Source organism: Serratia sp. CoH_134_PS_4, from assembly GCF_058190535.1.
Map to the genome: position 1 here is coordinate 80,423 of NZ_JBXWKI010000006.1, position 18,359 is coordinate 98,781.

The window sequence follows — 18,359 nt, forward strand, 5'->3', positions numbered from 1 at the left end:
ATAAAAAAACCGCCTTCAGATAACTGGAGGCGGTTTTTATTTACAGCGACGGCATTACTTCGCGCCGTTGTCTTCAGGTTTGGCCTTTGGCTGGCGGCGTTTGCCGACGTTTTTCGCATCGCGATGACGCACTTTTACCTTGGCTTTTTCTTTGTTCTTCTCTTTGTCGGCGGCACGTTTGGCAATCACCTTCTTCGACGGCTTGCCGTTGCTTTTCTCGCTTGGCACTTTGGTCGACGGTCGCAGCTCTTCGATGACCCGTGCTTTCAATGGCTCGTTCAGGTAACGCCCGACTTTGCCCAGCAGCAGGTGGTCATGTGCTTCAACCAGCGAGATTGCCGTCCCCTTGCGCCCGGCACGACCGGTACGGCCAATGCGGTGCAGGTAGGTGTCTGCGGTGCGCGGCATATCGAAGTTGAACACGTGGGTGATATCCAGGATATCCAGACCACGGGCAGCAACGTCGGTCGCAACCAGCACGTTGACGCGGCCATCCATCATGCGTTTTACCGCTTCGTTACGCTTGGCCTGCACCATTTCGCCTTCGAGGTAGCAGGTATTGATACCCGCCTCGCGCAGCCAGGCCGCCAGCTCATGTACACGTTCACGTTTACGCACGAAGATAACGGATTTCTGTACGTCCGGTTGTTGCAGCAAATGCACCAACAGGGCGGTTTTATGCTGCACGTCGTCGGCACGGTAGTACCACTGCAGGATCTTTTTGCGTTCGCGGCGTGATGGATCCGCTTCGACTTCTACCGGCTCTTTCAGAATGCGCTCGGCGAATTCGCGGATAGCATCGCCTTCCAACGTTGCGGAGAACAGCAACGTCTGGTTACGCCAGCGCGTCTCGGCAGAGATCGTTTCGATGTCCTGTGCGAAGCCCATGTCGAGCATGCGGTCGGCTTCATCGAGGATCAGTGTCTCTACTGCGCGGCAGTCAAAGTTTTCTTCTTTAATGTATTGCAGCAGACGACCAGTGGTGGCGACGACCACGTCCTGGTTTTCGCTGAAGACTTCCGCGTGGTTCATGTACGCGACGCCGCCAGTAATGGTGGCGATATCCAGCGAAGTATGAGCAGCCAGTTCACGTGCCTGATCGGCTACCTGCATCGCCAGCTCGCGCGTCGGGGTGAGGATCAGTACGCGCGGTGGCCCGGACTTCTTGCGTGGGAAGTCGAGCAGATGCTGCAATACCGGCAGCAAAAATGCGGCGGTCTTGCCGGTGCCGGTTGGCGCCGAACCCAATACGTCGCGCCCATCCATCGCAGGCGGGATCGCCTCGGCTTGAATGGCGGTTGGGCGTTCGTAGCCTTTATCGCGCAGGGCGTTTATCAGGCGTTCATCGAGTTCGAGCTCGGAAAAATTGGTTACTGTCATGGTCTACCTCTACTTGGGGCGCCGATTATAGACGGGTTGGCCGCTTTCTTCACCTATTTAAGCGGAAAGCATCTCTTTTCCCAAAAATCAGATTGCCTTATGCTACGCCAGTTTTGTATCCAGGTGGTTATTGTGAGCACTCAATCGAAAGCGAATTTTACGCCACGTCGCGGTGGCTTTACCTTTAAACAATTTTTTGTTGCTCACGATCGCTGCGCAATGAAAGTGGGCACGGACGGTGTGCTGCTGGGGGCATGGGCGCCGTTGGCACAGGCACAGCGAGTGCTGGATATCGGCAGTGGCAGCGGATTAATTGCGCTGATGCTGGCGCAACGTTCAAGCGACAGCGTGCTGATCGACGCGGTCGAGCTTGATGAGGCGGCTGCGGGTCAGGCACGTGATAACGTTTTGGCGTCACCGTGGTCGCCGCGTATTGAGGTGCATGCGCAAGACATTCACGATTTCGCGCAGCATCATGCCGGTGAATACGATTTGATCGTCAGCAATCCGCCGTATTTTGAGCCGGCGGTCGCCTGCCGCGATCAGGCACGCCACAATGCACGTTATACGGAAACCCTGACCCACGATGCCTTGTTGGCCAGTGCAGAACAGTTGCTCGCGCCGAGCGGGGTTTTTTGCGTGGTGTTGCCGCATGATATTGGTGAAGCTTTCGAAACCAATGCGCATGAGCGTGGTTGGTACACTGCGCAGCGGCTGAATGTCAGCGATCGCGCAGATACGCCGTTACACCGGGTATTGTTGGCCCTGACGCGTCAGCCGACGGATGCAAATGTAGAGCAGAAGCTGGCAATTAAACTGGCTGATGGCAGCTATACGGATGATTTCCGCCGTCTGATAACTGATTTTTATCTGTTTTACTGAAATGAAAAGGGCGCCATTTCGGGCGCCCTGGTAAAACTATTAGGGTTGCAGGATGGTCGGTAGCGCTTCCGGCAGCAGATCCGGGTAGTCCAGCGTATAGTGCAGCCCGCGGCTTTCTTTGCGTTCCATGGCGCTGCGGACGATCAATTCCGCCACCTGCACCAAATTCCGCAGTTCCAGCAAATTGTTGGAGATGCGGAAGTTTGCGTAGTACTCGTCAATTTCCGCCTGCAGCGTATTGATACGGCGCAGTGCGCGCTCCAGGCGTTTGGTCGTGCGCACAATCCCCACGTAGTCCCACATAAACAGCCGCAGCTCATGCCAGTTGTGTTGGATCACGACCCGTTCATCGGCATCGTCTACGCGGCTTTCATCCCACTGGGGGAGTTGCTTCGCCAACGTGATAAACGGCAGACGCATCTTGATGTCCTCCGCCGCGGACCAACCATAGACCAGGCATTCCAGCAAGGAGTTGGACGCCATACGGTTAGCACCGTGCAGACCGGTGTAGCTGACTTCTCCAATGGCATACAACCCGTCAAGATCGGTACGGCCGTGCTGATCAACCATAACGCCGCCACAGGTGTAGTGCGCAGCAGGGACGATGGGGATCGGTTGTGTGGTGAGATCGAAGCCCAGCGTCAGCAGTTTTTCATGGATCATTGGGAAATGCTGAGTAATGAATTCAGCCGGTTTATGGCTGATGTCCAAATACATGCAGTCGGCACCCAGACGTTTCATCTCGTGATCGATGGCGCGCGCAACGATGTCACGCGGTGCCAGTTCGCCCCGTGGGTCAAAATCGGGCATGAAGCGGCTGCCGTCCGGGCGCTTGAGGTAGGCACCTTCACCGCGCAATGCTTCGGTCAGCAGGAAGTTGCGTGCCTGCGGATGGAACAGGCAGGTTGGGTGGAACTGGTTAAATTCCAGGTTGGCGACCCGGCAACCTGCGCGCCAGGCCATGGCAATGCCGTCGCCAGAAGAAATATCCGGGTTGGTGGTGTACTGGTACACCTTGGCGGCACCGCCGGTAGCCAGCACGACCGTCTTGGCGCGGTAGGTTTCTACCTGTTCCAATTCACGGTTCCAGACATAGGCACCGACAACCCGGCGCGTGCCTGGTAGGCCAATTTTGTTTGATGTGATCAGATCAACCGCATTGCGGCGTTCCATCACGCAAATATTCGGGTGGTTGCTTGCTTTCCCTACCAGGGTGGTCTCTACTTCTTTACCTGTGGCGTCGGCGGCATGCAGAATACGGCGGTGGCTATGTCCACCTTCTCGTGTCAGGTGGTAATGTTCTTCGCCCTGAGCGTTGATTTCAGTGTCGAACAAGACGCCCTGATCGATCAACCATTGCACGCAGTGGCGCGCATTGCCGGCGATAAACTCAACGGCGTCTTTGTCACACAGGCCGGCTCCGGCAATCAAAGTGTCATCAACGTGTGAGGCAATGCTGTCCGTTTCATCGAAAACCGCGGCGATCCCGCCTTGGGCATAAAATGTGGCGCCTTCGTTGAGAGGCCCCTTGCTGAGTACGGTAACCTTGCAATGCTGCGCCAGACGCAACGCCAATGACAGGCCTGCAGCGCCGCTGCCGACAATCAGTACATCGCTAACATGTTCAGATGATGGTTGCATAACGTATGATGTGTGCAGAAGAAGAGTGAAATTCATGTTAGCCTAATTGTCCGGGCAAAAGCCACGGATGGGTGACATCAACATAAAAAACAATGGCAATACGGAACTTCGTGTTCTGTATGAACTCCAAGCGAGTGCTTGCTCAGGAAAATCATGTATGGCTGGCAGTACAATTTTACGCGTGGAGACGGATTTGGGGAGAGTTTACCTCGGATGAGCGAGCAGTTAACGGATCAAGTTCTGGTTGAGCGGGTCCAAAAGGGCGATCAGAAGTCGTTTAACTTACTGGTAATTCGTTACCAGCACAAAGTTGCGAGCCTCGTTTCCCGGTATGTGCCACAAGGCGATGTGCCTGATGTGGTGCAGGAGTCGTTTATTAAAGCCTATCGCGCACTGGAATCGTTCCGTGGGGATAGCGCTTTCTATACCTGGTTGTATCGAATTGCTGTGAATACGGCAAAGAATTATTTGGTTGCTCAAGGTCGTCGTCCGCCATCGAGCGATGTGGATGCCAATGACGCCGAAAATTACGAAAGTGCGGGCGCACTAAAAGAAATTTCGAACCCTGAGAACTTAATGTTGTCAGAAGAGCTGAGACAGATAGTTTTCCGTACCATTGAGTCTCTCCCTGAGGATCTTCGCATGGCGATTACCCTGAGGGAGCTGGATGGTCTAAGCTACGAAGAGATAGCTGCCATCATGGATTGCCCGGTCGGAACCGTACGTTCGCGTATTTTCCGCGCCAGGGAGGCTATCGATAATAAAGTTCAACCGCTGATTCAACGTTAGCAATGGCGGACACAGGAAGGGTACTTAGACATGCAGAAAGAAAAGCTTTCCGCTCTGATGGATGGAGAATCGCTCGACAATGAGCTGCTGAGTTCATTGTCTAAAGACAGAGCGCTTCAACAAAGCTGGCAGAGCTATCACCTGATACGTGACACACTACGGGGTGATATCGGACAAGTGATGCATTTCGATATCGCAGATCGTGTAGCTGCTGCGTTAGAGAAAGAACCGGCACGCCTGGTTCCTTCTGCAGTTCCGGAATCTCAGCCGCAGCCACATACCTGGCAGAAAATGCCGTTCTGGGACAAAGTCCGTCCTTGGGCCAGCCAGATCACACAGATTGGCATGGCGGCCTGCGTGTCGCTGGCAGTGATTGTAGGCGTACAGCAATACAATCAACCGGCTGCACAATCTGGTGCCGCTGAATCACCGGCATTCAATACCCTGCCGATCATGGGGCAGGCGTCACCGGTTAGCCTTGGCGTACCGGCAGACAGTTTCTCAACCGGCAGCGGTCAACAGCAGCAGGTGCAGGAACAACGTAAACGCATTAACGCTATGCTGCAAGATTATGAGTTGCAACGCCGTTTGCATTCCGATCAGCTGCAGCTTGAGCAAAGCACACCACAACAGGCTGCCGTCCAGGTTCCTGGAACCCAGTCTTTAGGAATGCAACAGCAGTAATGAAGCAACTTTGGTTCTCCGTCTGTCTATTGACGGGCAGCCTGCTCTACTCAAACATCGCCCCGGCGCAGCCCACTGCGTCCGGGGCGTTGTTACAACAGATGAGCAGTGCTAGCCGTTCGCTCAATTATGAACTCGCCTATATCAGCATTAGCAAGCAGGGGATCGAGTCGCTGCGTTATCGTCATGCGGTGATCGACCAGCAGCCTCTTGGTCAATTGCTGCATATGGATGGCCCACGTCGCGAAGTGCTGCAACGCGGTGGTGGGATCAGCTATTTTGAACCCGGTCTGGAACCCTTTACGTTATCTGGCGATCATATCGTCGATGCGTTACCGGCCATTGTTTATGCTGATTTCAACCGTCTGGCGAAATACTACGACTTCATCTCCGTTGGCAGCACGCGTATTTCCGACCGTCCTTGTGAAGTCCTCCGCGTGGTTGCACGCGATGGTTCTCGCTATAGCTATATTGTCTGGATGGACGAAGATACCAAGCTGCCGCTGCGGGTGGATCTGATCGATCGCGACGGCGAAACGCTGGAGCAATATCGGGTGATTTCGTTCGTGGTTGGGCCGCAAGTGCAAAGCGCCATGCAGGGGCTGATCAAGGCTAACCTGCCGCCGTTGCTGTCACTCCCGGCTGTAGAGAATATCAAGTTGGGGTGGAGTACGGGCTGGCTACCGGCCGGGGTTGATGAGGTCGCGCGCAACCGCCGTAAATTGCCTAATGTGTCGGAACCTGTTGAGTCGCGGCTATATAGCGATGGCTTGTTCAGTTTCTCGGTCAATGTCAGTCCCGCGGGCAGCGGTGCTGGCCAGCAGTATTATCGCCAGGGCCGGCGGACTATCCAGACCGAAGTGCGCAGCGGCAACGAGATCACCATCGTTGGCGAACTGCCGCCAGCGACGGCCAAACGTATTGCTGACAGTATTTCCTTCAAGGTATCACCATAATGATGAAAGAGTGGGCCACGGTGGTTTCGTGGCAGCAGGGTGTGGCGCTGCTGCGTTGTGAGCCGAAAGCAGGATGTGGCAGTTGCACCGCCCGCTCAGGTTGTGGCGCACGTGCATTGAATGAACTGGTGCCGGAAACCGAACACCAACTGCAAGTGCGTATCGAGCAACCACTCGAGCCGGGTCAGCGGGTTGAGGTGGGCATTGCCGAAGGCAGTCTGTTGCGTTCGGCAATGCTGGTTTATTTGACGCCGTTGCTGGGTATGATGCTCGGCGGCAGTGTGCTGCAATATTGGTTGGGTACCGATGCTTCAGCCGCGCTTGGCGCACTGCTTGGTGGCGGCGCGGCCTTTATATTGGCGCGCAGCCTGGCGCATCGCCTCGGCGAGCAAGCCAATTACCAACCCATCGTTCTGCAAATTGGTTTACCGCCTGGGGCTATGCGCCTGCAAACGGACAACGAACCTCTGCGTTAAAACGGCTGCCGCGTCATCGCCGGGTTATGGTAGGCGGGGATGCGGTTGTAGATCATGTGCTCCAACAGTGCCATAAACAGATCGGCACTGATCAGCGAAAAATAACCTATTGTAAACAATGTATTGCCCTGGTTATCCAGTAGGCGAATGGTGCCGCGTTGCGGGTTATTTTCCATTTCGCGTATCTGTTCTATCGGAATTGCCCCCTGTGAGGTGATCAGCGCTGTCGCACTTAGCCGTAGCGTTTGAGCTGATTGCCCTTTCCGGTAACCAGGAAACATATGGTTCAACCAACGCGCCCCGCAGCGGAGGTAGTGAAAGGACAGCACCTCCCCTTGGTAGAGGGCATTTAACGCCTGTGGCCCGCGTTGCTGGATCTGCTGATTGATAATAGTATCCGCCAGCCGCCAGGAATGAGACAGGTTGCTGAAGACCGGGCACCAAGGCTGATCGGCTGAGGTGCGAAATGCCATCACATCGAACAATCCGCCAAACAGACGCCCCCCTCGGAAACGATAAATATCCTCAATTTTTTCAAAGGGGATAAACCGTTCTTTGTGGCTATGGTCGTTAATCACCCGAACACCTTGTTCGTACAGGCGATAGGTTAGCGCAGGCCGCAGATAGTGGCGCAGCGCCAGCAAAATACAGCCGAGTAAAACAGTGGCTGCGCCGGTTTGCAGTAAGGTCAGAACCGCATTTTCATCCATATTGCTCAGTAGAGGCAGCAATATCAGCGCCGCCCCTGTGGTTAATAGCAGCGCTGCGGCTGCCAGAATGCCCCAATTGACCTTTGAAAAATCGTGCCGGCTCAGCATTTGCCCTTTATCGATCATTGTGCACCTTCCAATCAACATGCAGAGATATGCTGGTGAACCCCGCTGGGCGTGCCGATGTAGTGCCCTGAATTATGTTTTATCGCGGTGTTCACCCCCATTTCTATAGAAGCCGTTGGGAAGCGTATATGGGTTTTTTCCTAAACCCCTTGGGTCAAATTACAATTCTAAGATATTGATACGGATATTATTTTATCCATAATTAGGAGCGGGTTTATTGCGTTATTCGCGGTTATGTATTAACGCGGGATCCTGACGATAGCCCCTGAGGGAAGGGAGGCGGTATGGGCTGCTGAAACTTAGCGTTATAACGGCGTTGGGTTTTGTTAACATCCGCTTTCATAACCCGGAGCGCTCTGTAACATTAAAGTCTACATAATAGAATGCCTTCACTGCACCGATCGCTAGGTTTTCAGTGTTGTGACATGTAGAATGCAGCGATTCAGGCGCAAGACGGCCGAACCCATTCACTGTCGCTTTAGGTCCATGCGGGTTTCTATAGGCGAGTAATTCAGAAATACCAAGGCAGAAAAACTTTTATAATGAAGCATATACGAAATTTCTCCATTATTGCCCACATTGACCACGGTAAGTCGACGCTGTCCGACCGTATTATCCAAATTTGCGGTGGCTTGACTGAACGTGAAATGGCTGCGCAGGTGCTCGATTCTATGGATCTGGAGCGTGAGCGTGGCATTACCATTAAAGCCCAAAGCGTGACGCTGGACTATAAAGCGCTAGACGGCCAAACCTATCAGCTCAACTTTATCGACACGCCAGGGCACGTTGACTTCTCCTATGAAGTTTCTCGTTCACTGGCCGCTTGTGAAGGTGCACTGCTGGTGGTTGATGCCGGGCAGGGCGTAGAAGCTCAGACGTTGGCTAACTGCTACACCGCGCTGGATATGAATCTGGAAGTGGTGCCGGTACTGAACAAGATTGACTTGCCGGCTGCCGATCCCGATCGCGCTGCGCAGGAAATTGAAGACATCGTGGGTATTGATGCGACCGACGCAGTGCGTTGCTCGGCCAAGACCGGCGTGGGTGTACCCGACGTTCTGGAACGTCTGGTGCGCGATATCCCAGGGCCAGAAGGCGATCCAGACGCGCCATTGCAGGCATTGATCATCGACTCTTGGTTCGATAACTACCTGGGCGTTGTTTCCCTGGTGCGTGTCAAGAACGGCACCATGCGTAAGGGCGACAAGATCAAGGTCATGAGCACCGGCCAAACCTATAATGCCGATCGTCTGGGTATCTTCACGCCAAAACGTGTTGATCGTGACGTATTGAACTGCGGCGAAGTAGGCTGGTTGGTTTGTGCTATCAAAGACATTCTTGGCGCGCCGGTAGGCGATACCCTGACGTTGGCACGTCAGCCGGCAGACAAAGCCTTGCCAGGTTTCAAAAAAGTGAAGCCGCAGGTTTACGCGGGTCTGTTCCCAATCAGCTCTGACGACTATGAGTCCTTCCGTGATGCGTTGGGCAAACTGAGCCTGAACGACGCCTCCCTGTTCTATGAGCCAGAGAGCTCCACCGCGCTGGGCTTCGGTTTCCGCTGTGGCTTCCTTGGCCTGCTGCACATGGAGATCATCCAGGAACGTCTGGAACGTGAATACGATCTGGAGCTGATCACCACCGCACCGACGGTAGTGTATGAAGTGGAAACCACCAGCAAAGAGACTATCTACGTTGATAGCCCGTCCAAGCTGCCTCCGCTCAATAATATCGAAGAGTTGCGTGAACCGATCGCCGAATGTCACATGCTGATGCCGCAGGAATACCTGGGCAGTGTGATTACCCTGTGTATCGAAAAGCGTGGCGTGCAGACCAACATGGTTTATCACGGTAACCAGGTTGCGCTGACTTACGAAATCCCGATGGCGGAAGTGGTGCTCGACTTCTTCGATCGCCTGAAGTCCACCTCTCGCGGCTATGCGTCGCTGGATTACAACTTCAAGCGGTTCCAGACCTCCGACATGGTGCGCGTCGACGTGCTGATCAACAACGAGCGTGTGGATGCGTTGGCGTTGATCACTCACCGTGACAATGCGCAGTATCGCGGTCGCGAACTGGTCGAGAAGATGAAAGAGCTGATCCCACGCCAGCAGTTCGATATTGCCATCCAGGCCGCTATCGGTACGCATATCATCGCGCGTTCAACGGTGAAACAGCTGCGTAAAAACGTGTTGGCAAAATGCTACGGCGGTGACGTTAGCCGTAAGAAAAAACTGCTGCAGAAACAGAAAGACGGTAAGAAACGCATGAAGCAGGTGGGTAACGTTGAGTTGCCACAAGAAGCGTTCCTGGCCATTCTGCACGTTGGCAAAGACAGTAAGTAACAGCGACAAGTTCGCGTAACTAGGGAGTTTGCATGGCGAATATGTTTGCCCTGATCCTGGCACTGGCAACGTTAGTCACCGGGATCATTTGGGCCTTTGAGCGCTTCAGATGGGCGCCGGCTCGCCGGGCGAAAATTGCGGCGGTGAATGCACAAACTGCAGGCGCTGTAGACGATAAAACGTTGGCGAAAGTGGCGAAGCAGCCAGGCTGGGTTGAAACCGGTGCATCCGTTTTCCCGGTATTGCTGTTGGTCTTTGTGGTGCGTTCGTTTATTTACGAACCCTTCCAGATCCCGTCGGGCTCAATGATGCCGACGTTGTTAATTGGCGATTTTATTCTGGTGGAGAAATATGCTTACGGCATTAAAGATCCTATTACCCAGACGACGCTAATTGAAACCGGCCATCCGAAGCGTGGTGATATTGCGGTATTTAAATATCCATTGGATCCAAAGCTGGATTATATCAAACGCGTCATTGGCTTGCCGGGCGACCGTGTAAGTTACGATCCCGTCAATAAGCGTGTGACCGTCCAGCCTTCGTGTAATAGCGGTCAATCATGCGATACCGCATTGGCGGTGACATACAACGATGCGCAACCGAGCGATTTTGTGCAGCTGTTTAGCCGCAGCGGCATGGGCGAAGCCAGCAACGGTTTCTACCAGATTCCGTTGAGCGACAATGTGCCACAGGGTGGCATTCGTCTGCGTGAGCGTCAGGAAACGCTGGGGACTGTTTCTCACCATATTCTGACCGTGCCGGGCACGCAGGATCAGGTGGGGGCTTATTACCAGCAGCCAGGTAAACCGCTGGCGGAGTGGGTTGTGCCTGCGGGTCATTACTTCATGATGGGTGATAACCGCGACAACAGCGCTGACAGCCGTTATTGGGGCTTCGTACCGGAGAAAAATCTGGTGGGTAAAGCCACGGCTATCTGGATGAGTTTTGAAAAGCAGGAAGGCGAATGGCCTACCGGCGTAAGATTTAGCCGCATCGGTGGAATTCATTAATCAGGCGTCTATTAACGCAGCATTATATTTCCACTCGTTGTAGAATACCGGCTCGAGCGATAAAAAGTTGGCTCCCTGTTGGGAGCCACTGCAAACGAAACAGCTTTGGATTGGCTTTCGGCGAAGCAGGCCTGTTCCGTATGCTGCAAGTTTTTGACGCATTCTTGATCTATTGGTAACTCATGAACCCCATCGTAATAAATAGGCTGCAGCGGAAGCTGGGCTACACTTTTCAACAGCAGGAGCTCTTACTGCAAGCGTTAACTCACCGTAGCGCCAGCAGTAAACACAATGAACGTCTTGAGTTTCTGGGTGACTCTATTCTTAGTTTTGTCATCGCCAACGCGCTCTACCATCGTTTTCCTCGCGTAGACGAGGGCGATATGAGCCGCATGCGTGCCACGCTGGTGCGTGGTAATACGTTGGCGGAGATGGGACGCGAGTTCGATCTGGGAGAATGTCTGCGTCTGGGCCCGGGTGAGTTGAAAAGCGGTGGGTTCCGCCGCGAATCAATCCTGGCGGACACGGTAGAGGCATTAATTGGCGGCGTGTTCCTGGATAGCGATATCCAAACTGTTGAACGACTGATTTTGGACTGGTATCGCAGCCGGTTGGACGAAATCAGCCCTGGTGATAAGCAGAAAGATCCAAAAACCCGTTTACAGGAGTTTTTGCAAGGTCGTCATCTGCCGTTACCTTCTTATCTGGTGGTGCAGGTTCGCGGTGAGGCGCACGATCAGGAGTTTACTATCCACTGTCAGGTGAGTGGTTTGAGCGAACCCGTCGTGGGAACAGGCTCAAGCCGCCGTAAAGCTGAACAGGCGGCAGCGGAACAAGCGCTGAAAAAGCTGGAGCTTGAATGAGCGAAGAAAAACAATACTGTGGTTTTATCGCGATAGTCGGTCGTCCCAACGTGGGCAAATCCACGTTGCTGAACCAACTGTTGGGGCAAAAAGTCTCCATCACCTCGCGTAAACCGCAGACGACCCGTCACCGCATCATGGGTATCGACACCGATGGCGCCTATCAGGCGATTTACGTCGACACCCCGGGTCTGCACATCGAAGAAAAACGCGCCATCAACCGTTTGATGAACCGCGCAGCCAGCAGCTCAATCGGCGACGTCGAGCTGGTGATCTTCGTTGTGGAAGGAACTAACTGGACCCCTGATGATGAAATGGTGGTCAATAAGCTGCGTAGTTTGAAATGTCCGGTACTGCTGGCGATCAACAAGGTCGACAACGTTACCGACAAATCCAAACTGTTGCCGCATATCGCGTTCCTTAGCCAGCAGATGAACTTCCTCGACGTGGTGCCAATCTCTGCCGAGAAAGGCATGAACGTGGACACTATCGCGGCTATTGCACGCAAGTTATTGCCGGAAGCGGAACACCACTTCCCGGACGATTACATTACCGATCGTTCCCAGCGTTTTATGGCGTCGGAAATCATCCGTGAAAAGCTGATGCGTTTCCTGGGTGAGGAACTGCCTTACTCTGTGACGGTTGAGATCGAACAGTTTGTACCGAACGAGCGCGGTGGTTACAACGTACACGGTCTGATTCTGGTCGAGCGTGAAGGCCAGAAGAAAATGGTCATCGGTAACAAAGGTGCGAAGATCAAAACGATCGGCATCGAAGCCCGCCAGGATATGGAACAGATGTTTGAAACCAAAGTGCATCTGGAACTGTGGGTGAAAGTGAAATCGGGCTGGGCGGATGACGAACGTGCGCTGCGTAGCCTGGGCTATACCGACGATCTGAAATAACCTATCCAATGGACGGCTGGGAGCGCGCTTTCGTCCTGCATGGACGACCGTACAGTGAAACCAGTCTCATGCTGGATATGTTCACGGAAGGTCATGGGCGGGTGCGTTTGCTGGCAAAAGGCGCGCGCAGCCGCCGCTCCAATTTAAAGGGTTGCCTGCAACCCTTTACTCCTCTCTTGGTACGCTGGGGTGGGCGTGGCGAAGTCAAAACGCTGCGTAACGCCGAAGCGGTTTCCCTGGGTTTGCCTCTCAGTGGCATGATGTTGTACAGCGGCCTGTACGTGAACGAATTGCTGTCACGGGTGTTAGAACAAGAAGCCAACTACTCGGTATTGTTCTTCGATTACTTACAGTGTTTGCAGGCGCTGGCGGCTGAAGAGGTTTCGCCGGAGCTGGCATTGCGTCAGTTCGAATTGGCGTTGTTGAACCATCTGGGATACGGTCTGGATTTTCTGCATTGCGCCGGCAGCGGGTTGCCGGTGGATGAGGGTATGACCTACCGTTACCGCGAAGAAAAAGGTTTTATCGCCAGTCTGGTGGTAGACCATTACAGCTTTACCGGTCGTGAGCTACGTGCGTTGGCAGAGCGTCAGTTCCCTGATGTGTCGACATTACGTGCGGCCAAGCGTTTCACGCGTATGGCACTCAAGCCCTATCTGGGTGGAAAGCCGTTGAAGAGCCGTGAACTATTTCGTCAGTTCGTCCGTAAACAGCCGGATACCCCGGTCGACGACGCCTGACCTTTTCCCCTTTTGCCGCGCAGCCCCCACGTGTAAACTACGGCCACTGAAAATCAATTCTTTAGAGGGTTGTCATGGCTGATTTGCTGCTGGGCGTCAATATCGATCACATCGCCACGTTACGTAACGCGCGCGGAACCCAATACCCGGATCCGGTTCAGGCCGCATTTATTGCCGAGCAAGCAGGAGCCGATGGGATCACGGTACACCTTCGTGAAGATCGCCGTCATATTACCGATCGCGACGTTCGCATTTTGCGTCAGACCATCCAGACGCGCATGAATCTGGAAATGGCCGTGACGGATGAAATGCTGGATATCGCGATTGAGCTGAAGCCGCATTTTTGTTGCCTGGTGCCGGAAAAACGTGAAGAAGTGACCACTGAAGGCGGGCTGGATGTTGCCGGACAACAGGACAAAATGTCCGTTGCAGTTGAGCGACTGGCGCAGGCCGGCATTTTGGTATCGCTGTTTATCGATCCTGACCATCGGCAGATCGATGCAGCGGTGGCGGTAGGGGCTCCTTACATTGAAATCCATACCGGCGCTTATGCGGAAGCCGAAGGCGAGCTGGCGGTGAAAGCCGAGCTGCATCGTATTGCGGTTGCTGCAACTTACGCGGCAGAAAAAGGCCTGAAGGTGAATGCCGGACATGGCCTGACTTACCATAACGTTCAGCCTATCGCGGCACTGCCGGAAATGCATGAGTTGAATATCGGCCACGCGATTATTGGGCAGGCGGTGATGTGTGGTCTACCTGCTGCCGTCGCGGATATGAAACTGCTGATGCGCGAAGCACGTCGCTAATGGCCGTGCTGGGGCTGGGCACCGACATTGTCGAAATGGCGCGTATCGAAGCTGTCGTCGAGCGCAGCGGCGATCGTCTGGCGCGGCGCGTGCTGAGCGATGCCGAGTGGGCGCTGTATCAGCAGCATCAGCAGCCGGTGCGTTTCCTGGCCAAAAGGTTTGCGGTGAAAGAGGCCGTTGCCAAGGCATTTGGTACCGGTATTCGCAATGGCTTGGCGTTTAATCAGTTTGAAGTTTTTAACGACGGTCTCGGCAAGCCAAATATTCGTCTGCACGCGCGTGCTGCCGAATTGGCACAGGAAATGGGGGTGACATCCATCCACGTTTCGCTGGCCGATGAGCGCCGTTATGCCTGCGCCACGGTGATTATCGAAGGATAACAGCCTGGCTTTGCCACAAAAAAAGGGCGCCTGTTGGCGCCCTTTTCGATCTGGAACCTGGGCCGTTACAGCTGCTCGGCGTGGTGCAGCACCACAAACTTGTCCCACAGCTGTTCGTTGGTTTCGCGGTGCTGAGGGTTAACGACAATGGTATTGTCGATGGGGCACACCTGCTGGCAGGTGGGCGTATCGTAATGACCGACACATTCGGTGCAGCGATCGGTATCAATCTGGTAGATATCATCACCCATCGAAATCGCCTGATTGGGGCATTCCGGCTCGCACATGTCGCAGTTGATGCATTTGCGCGTAATTAGCAGGGCCATGACTTATCTCTCAACGTTAATAGGGGTATTTTTTGCAGCGCCGATTATACCCTTTAAACCAACTTTTTCACTAACTGTTCGCTGTGTTTGATGCGGTCTCGTGCGTGATCGAGATCGTGCTGAATCAAGGCCATGAACAGCAGATCGGTAAGAGCATATTGAGCGGTGCTGGAAGAAATAGCGGCGCTGCGGGTGTTGGGTTCTTCGGCGATGGTATACAAACAATGGTCGGCGCGTTGCTGCAGGCCATTGGGCGAGAAACTGGTTAGCGCCAACACTTTCGCGCCTGCCATACGGGCTTCTTCGGCCGCCAGATTGATTTCTCTGCGTTCACCGCTAAACGAAATGGCCAGCAGTAAATCCCGTTTATCCAGTGCCTGAACCGCTGCCAATTGGACGTGCATATCCGGTTCGGCAACGGCCATAACGCCAATTTTCAGCAGCTTGTAAGAGAAGTCTTTGGCAACCAGCCCGGAAGCGCCAATCCCCAGCAAGATGACCCTTCGCGCCTGGCGCAGCATTTCCAGCCCCTGATGAAGGCGTTCCTCACTGTTGATATCCAGTGTAGCCCGCAGAGCCGCCTGCTTTTCTACCAGTAACTTTTCACCGACGGTTTTCAATGCATCGCTGCTGAGGATCTGGTTATGCACCGTAACGACGGGTTCTGCTTGTGGGTGAGCCAGCGTTTCGCTCAACGCCAGCTTTAGCGCAGGAAAGCCTTTGTAACCCATTTTCTGCGCAAACTTCACGACGCTCGACTGACTGACCCCAGCCAACTGGGCCAGCTTTTGTGAGCTAAGGTGGCGCGCCTGCTCGGCGTTATGCAGCAGGAAATCCGCCAGCTTGCGGTCATTTTGAGCCAGTGTTGGATACATCTGGCGAATACGAAGAAGAGTACTCATTCATCTTTCTCTGGAGGCCAGCGGCCATTCTGCCACGTGGGCGGCGAAAACGCGCAGTGAAAATTTTTGTGACCGAGTCTTTAAAATAGCAAAAAACGCTCGCTTTGTTGAATAAAATATTCAGATAATAAATTAGTTTGTGAATTAAAAATTCAAAGGTGAAGAAATGAACTTAGGCGCATTGGTATCCGAAACCCGCAACCCAGCCACCATGGGGCTGGATGAAATGTCGACGCTGGAGATGGTGAGTTGTTTTAACCGGGAAGACCGAAAGGTGCCAGAGGCAATTGGGAAGGTGTTGCCTGCTATTGCTCAAGCGGTGGATTTGGCTGCGGCCGCGCTGAAGGCTGGTGGCCGGCTGATTTATCTGGGGGCAGGGACCAGCGGCCGTCTTGGCGTGCTGGATGCGTCTGAATGCCCACCGACATTCGGTGTGCCCCATGGCATGGTGATCGGACTGATTGCCGGTGGCCCAGGGGCGTTGCTCAAAGCGGTAGAAGGCGCGGAGGACGATGCCGCACTGGGTGAGGCCGATCTCTTGGCATTGAATTTGACGGCGACCGACATCGTGGTGGGGTTGGCGGCGTCTGGGCGCACACCCTATGTGATCGGTGCGTTGCGCTACGCAAGGCAACTGGGTTGCCCAACGGTAGCCATCTCCTGCAACCCGGATTCACCGATCGCGCATGAGGCGCAGGTGGCAATTTCGCCCGTCGTGGGGCCGGAAGCCTTGACCGGCTCAACGCGCATGAAATCCGGCACTGCGCAGAAGCTGGTGCTGAATATGTTGTCGACAGGTGCGATGGTCAAGCTCGGTAAGGTGTATGAAAATCTGATGGTGGATGTGAAAGCCACCAACGTAAAACTGGTGGATCGTGCCTGTCGCATCGTGATGGAAGCCACCGGAGCCGAGCGCAGTCAGGCTGAAACTGCACTGAAGCAGACCCGCTTTGAGGTCAAACCGGCAATCCTGATGATTCTGGCTGGCGTTGATGCAGATGAGGCGCAGCAGCGCTTACAGCAACATGACGGCTATTTGCGCGCGGCACTGACGCGCTAAACCACACCTGGGGCGGGCGATGGACAAAACAACGGCACTGGCAACACAGATTCTGGCGGGGATTGGCGGTGAGGGGAATATCCTCCGGCTGGAAAACTGCATGACACGGGTTCGCGTTGAGGTTAACGATGAGCAACGTCTTGATTTAGCGCTGCTCAAGCAGTTACCGGGTATTAAGGGCTACATCAAGCAAGGCGAACAGCATCAATTCATCGTTGGCCCCGGTGCCGCGGCCAAGGTGGTGGACGCCATGCGTACACTGCTCAGCGGTGCCCCTGCGGCCGCTGAGGACAGTATCGCCCGCAACAAGGCGCAGGCTAAGCAAAAGTATTCGGCACCAATGAGCGGAGCGCTGAAAAAACTGGCCGATGTCTTTATTCCCCTGATACCGGCGTTTATCGCTTCCGGTCTGATTACCGGCATTATCAACGTGCTGAAGCGGCCGGATATTGCCGGCGATCTGGCGGTGAATTATCCCAACGTGCTGGGGTTGCTGGCGATTTTCGGCAGCGCGGTGTTCGCCATCATGAATATTTTGGTGGGGGTGAATGCCGCACGGGTGTTTGGCGGTTCCCAGGCCATGGGCGGCGTGATGGCCGGTATTCTCTCTAGCCCGGCGTTGGCGCAGATCACTTTGTTTGGCGAAGCGTTGCAACCCGGGCGCGGTGGGGTAATTGCGGTGCTGTTGGTGGTGGCATTGATGTGCTGGGTGGAAAAACGCCTGCGCAATTGGCTGCCGGAATCCATTGAGTTGATCCTCAATCCGCTGATTACCACGTTGGTGACGGCGTCGTTGGCCATTGTGATCCTGCAGCCGCTGGGGGGTTACATCTCTGATGCCATTGCCCACGGTGCCAATCTGGCGATCGACAAGGGTGGTTTGCTGGTGGGGGCGGTGTTGTCCGGGCTGTTCTTGCCGCTGGTGTTGTCCGGTTTGCATCAAGGGCTGGTGCCGATCCACGTCGAACTGGTGCAGGCCCACGGTTCCAACCCACTGTTGCCGATTTTAGCGATGGCAGGAGTCGGTCAGGTGGGGGCCGCGTTGGCGGTATTAATGAAAACCCGCAATGCGCGCCTAAAAAAGGTGATCAAAGGGGCGTTGCCGGTCGGCATTCTCGGCATTGGCGAACCCTTGATTTTCGGTGTGACGCTGCCGTTGGGTAAACCCTTTATCGCCGCTTGCCTCGGTGGTGCGGTCGGAGGGGCGCTGATCAGCTACTGGAAAGTGGCGACGGTGATCACCTTCGGTATCTCAGGTTTACCTTTGGCGTTAACCATTGTCTCGGGTAAGGTGATGTTGTATCTGGCTGGTCTGGTGATTACCATTGCCGCTGGATTTATTTTCACCTGGATAATGGGATTCAACGATCCTGAGGAGTAG

General features: G+C 54.4%; 19 protein-coding genes. 14 read left to right on the forward strand and 5 right to left on the reverse strand.

Annotation, left to right across the window (positions count from 1 at the left end):
- Window positions 1–54 precede the first annotated feature (54 nt).
- Entirely contained in the window at window positions 55–1,380 is a 1,326-nt protein-coding gene (gene srmB / locus AC2FCQ_RS11570) for an ATP-dependent RNA helicase SrmB (protein WP_037422118.1), read from the reverse strand.
- A 99-nt stretch (window positions 1,381–1,479) separates the two neighbouring features.
- On the opposite strand from srmB, the gene trmN reads away from it, so the two are divergent.
- Complete coding sequence (gene trmN, locus AC2FCQ_RS11575) at window positions 1,480–2,262, forward strand: tRNA(1)(Val) (adenine(37)-N(6))-methyltransferase TrmN (protein ID WP_490308293.1); 783 nt, start codon at window positions 1,480–1,482, stop codon at window positions 2,260–2,262.
- Between the two features lie 39 nt (window positions 2,263–2,301).
- Here trmN and nadB read toward each other — a convergent pair whose 3' ends face one another.
- Complete coding sequence (gene nadB, locus AC2FCQ_RS11580) at window positions 2,302–3,903, reverse strand: L-aspartate oxidase (RefSeq protein WP_209638563.1); 1,602 nt, start codon at window positions 3,901–3,903, stop codon at window positions 2,302–2,304.
- 213 nt (window positions 3,904–4,116) lie between these two features.
- Between nadB and rpoE the strand changes: the two genes are divergently transcribed.
- From rpoE to rseC, 4 genes are read left to right on the forward strand one after another with little or no spacing between them, the layout of a single operon-like run.
- Window positions 4,117–4,692, forward strand: a complete 576-nt coding sequence (rpoE, locus tag AC2FCQ_RS11585) for an RNA polymerase sigma factor RpoE (protein WP_012146382.1) — start codon at window positions 4,117–4,119, stop codon at window positions 4,690–4,692.
- Between the two features lie 30 nt (window positions 4,693–4,722).
- Complete coding sequence (gene rseA, locus AC2FCQ_RS11590; RefSeq protein ID WP_037422105.1) at window positions 4,723–5,376, forward strand: anti-sigma-E factor RseA; 654 nt, start codon at window positions 4,723–4,725, stop codon at window positions 5,374–5,376.
- Window positions 5,376–6,332, forward strand: a complete 957-nt coding sequence (gene rseB, locus AC2FCQ_RS11595) for a sigma-E factor regulatory protein RseB (protein ID WP_037422102.1) — start codon at window positions 5,376–5,378, stop codon at window positions 6,330–6,332. The genes rseA and rseB overlap by 1 nt, the downstream gene beginning before the upstream one ends.
- Window positions 6,332–6,808, forward strand: a complete 477-nt coding sequence (gene rseC, locus AC2FCQ_RS11600) for a SoxR-reducing system protein RseC (protein ID WP_265556719.1) — start codon at window positions 6,332–6,334, stop codon at window positions 6,806–6,808. The genes rseB and rseC overlap by 1 nt, the downstream gene beginning before the upstream one ends.
- On the opposite strand, the gene AC2FCQ_RS11605 is transcribed toward rseC, so the two are convergent.
- The gene (locus AC2FCQ_RS11605; RefSeq protein WP_265556718.1) at window positions 6,805–7,644 is read right to left on the reverse strand and encodes a hypothetical protein; all 840 of its coding nucleotides are present in this window, start codon (window positions 7,642–7,644) and stop codon (window positions 6,805–6,807) included. The two genes, rseC and AC2FCQ_RS11605, sit on opposite strands and share 4 nt — an antisense overlap.
- A 542-nt stretch (window positions 7,645–8,186) precedes the next feature.
- Between AC2FCQ_RS11605 and lepA the strand changes: the two genes are divergently transcribed.
- The 7 genes from lepA (at window position 8,187) to acpS (ending at window position 14,690) form a co-directional block, all read left to right on the forward strand.
- Window positions 8,187–9,986, forward strand: a complete 1,800-nt coding sequence (gene lepA, locus AC2FCQ_RS11610) for a translation elongation factor 4 (protein ID WP_209638458.1) — start codon at window positions 8,187–8,189, stop codon at window positions 9,984–9,986.
- A gap of 32 nt (window positions 9,987–10,018) precedes the next feature.
- A complete protein-coding gene (gene lepB / locus AC2FCQ_RS11615) occupies window positions 10,019–10,996 on the forward strand; it encodes a signal peptidase I (protein ID WP_209638456.1) in 978 nt (325 codons plus the stop codon).
- A 182-nt stretch (window positions 10,997–11,178) separates the two neighbouring features.
- Window positions 11,179–11,859, forward strand: a complete 681-nt coding sequence (gene rnc / locus AC2FCQ_RS11620; RefSeq protein WP_037422087.1) for a ribonuclease III — start codon at window positions 11,179–11,181, stop codon at window positions 11,857–11,859.
- The gene (gene era, locus AC2FCQ_RS11625; RefSeq protein ID WP_209638454.1) at window positions 11,856–12,764 is read left to right on the forward strand and encodes a GTPase Era; all 909 of its coding nucleotides are present in this window, start codon (window positions 11,856–11,858) and stop codon (window positions 12,762–12,764) included. The genes rnc and era overlap by 4 nt, the downstream gene beginning before the upstream one ends.
- 8 nt (window positions 12,765–12,772) lie before the next feature.
- On the forward strand, window positions 12,773–13,504 hold the full coding sequence (recO, locus tag AC2FCQ_RS11630) for a DNA repair protein RecO (protein WP_209638452.1): 732 nt from the start codon (window positions 12,773–12,775) through the stop codon (window positions 13,502–13,504).
- 74 nt (window positions 13,505–13,578) lie between these two features.
- Window positions 13,579–14,310: a pyridoxine 5'-phosphate synthase gene (gene pdxJ / locus AC2FCQ_RS11635; protein ID WP_265556717.1), complete on the forward strand. Its 732-nt coding sequence runs from the start codon at window positions 13,579–13,581 to the stop codon at window positions 14,308–14,310.
- A complete protein-coding gene (acpS, locus tag AC2FCQ_RS11640; RefSeq protein WP_209638448.1) occupies window positions 14,310–14,690 on the forward strand; it encodes a holo-ACP synthase in 381 nt (126 codons plus the stop codon). Before pdxJ ends, acpS begins: the two co-directional genes overlap by 1 nt.
- Before the next feature lie 65 nt (window positions 14,691–14,755).
- Here the strand turns inward: acpS and AC2FCQ_RS11645 are convergent, their stop codons facing one another.
- Window positions 14,756–15,016 (reverse strand): YfhL family 4Fe-4S dicluster ferredoxin, encoded by a 261-nt coding sequence (locus tag AC2FCQ_RS11645; protein ID WP_037422071.1) that lies wholly within the window; start codon window positions 15,014–15,016, stop codon window positions 14,756–14,758.
- A 53-nt stretch (window positions 15,017–15,069) separates the two neighbouring features.
- Window positions 15,070–15,918: a MurR/RpiR family transcriptional regulator gene (locus tag AC2FCQ_RS11650; RefSeq protein WP_209638443.1), complete on the reverse strand. Its 849-nt coding sequence runs from the start codon at window positions 15,916–15,918 to the stop codon at window positions 15,070–15,072.
- A 166-nt stretch (window positions 15,919–16,084) separates the two neighbouring features.
- Here AC2FCQ_RS11650 and murQ point away from each other — a divergent pair, with 166 nt between their 5' ends.
- Both murQ and AC2FCQ_RS11660 read left to right on the forward strand, forming a co-directional pair.
- Window positions 16,085–16,978 carry an N-acetylmuramic acid 6-phosphate etherase gene (gene murQ, locus AC2FCQ_RS11655; protein WP_490308292.1) on the forward strand — a complete coding sequence of 298 codons (894 nt, stop codon included), beginning with the start codon at window positions 16,085–16,087 and terminating at the stop codon, window positions 16,976–16,978.
- A 19-nt stretch (window positions 16,979–16,997) separates the two neighbouring features.
- Window positions 16,998–18,359 (forward strand): PTS transporter subunit EIIC, encoded by a 1,362-nt coding sequence (locus tag AC2FCQ_RS11660; protein WP_404760703.1) that lies wholly within the window; start codon window positions 16,998–17,000, stop codon window positions 18,357–18,359.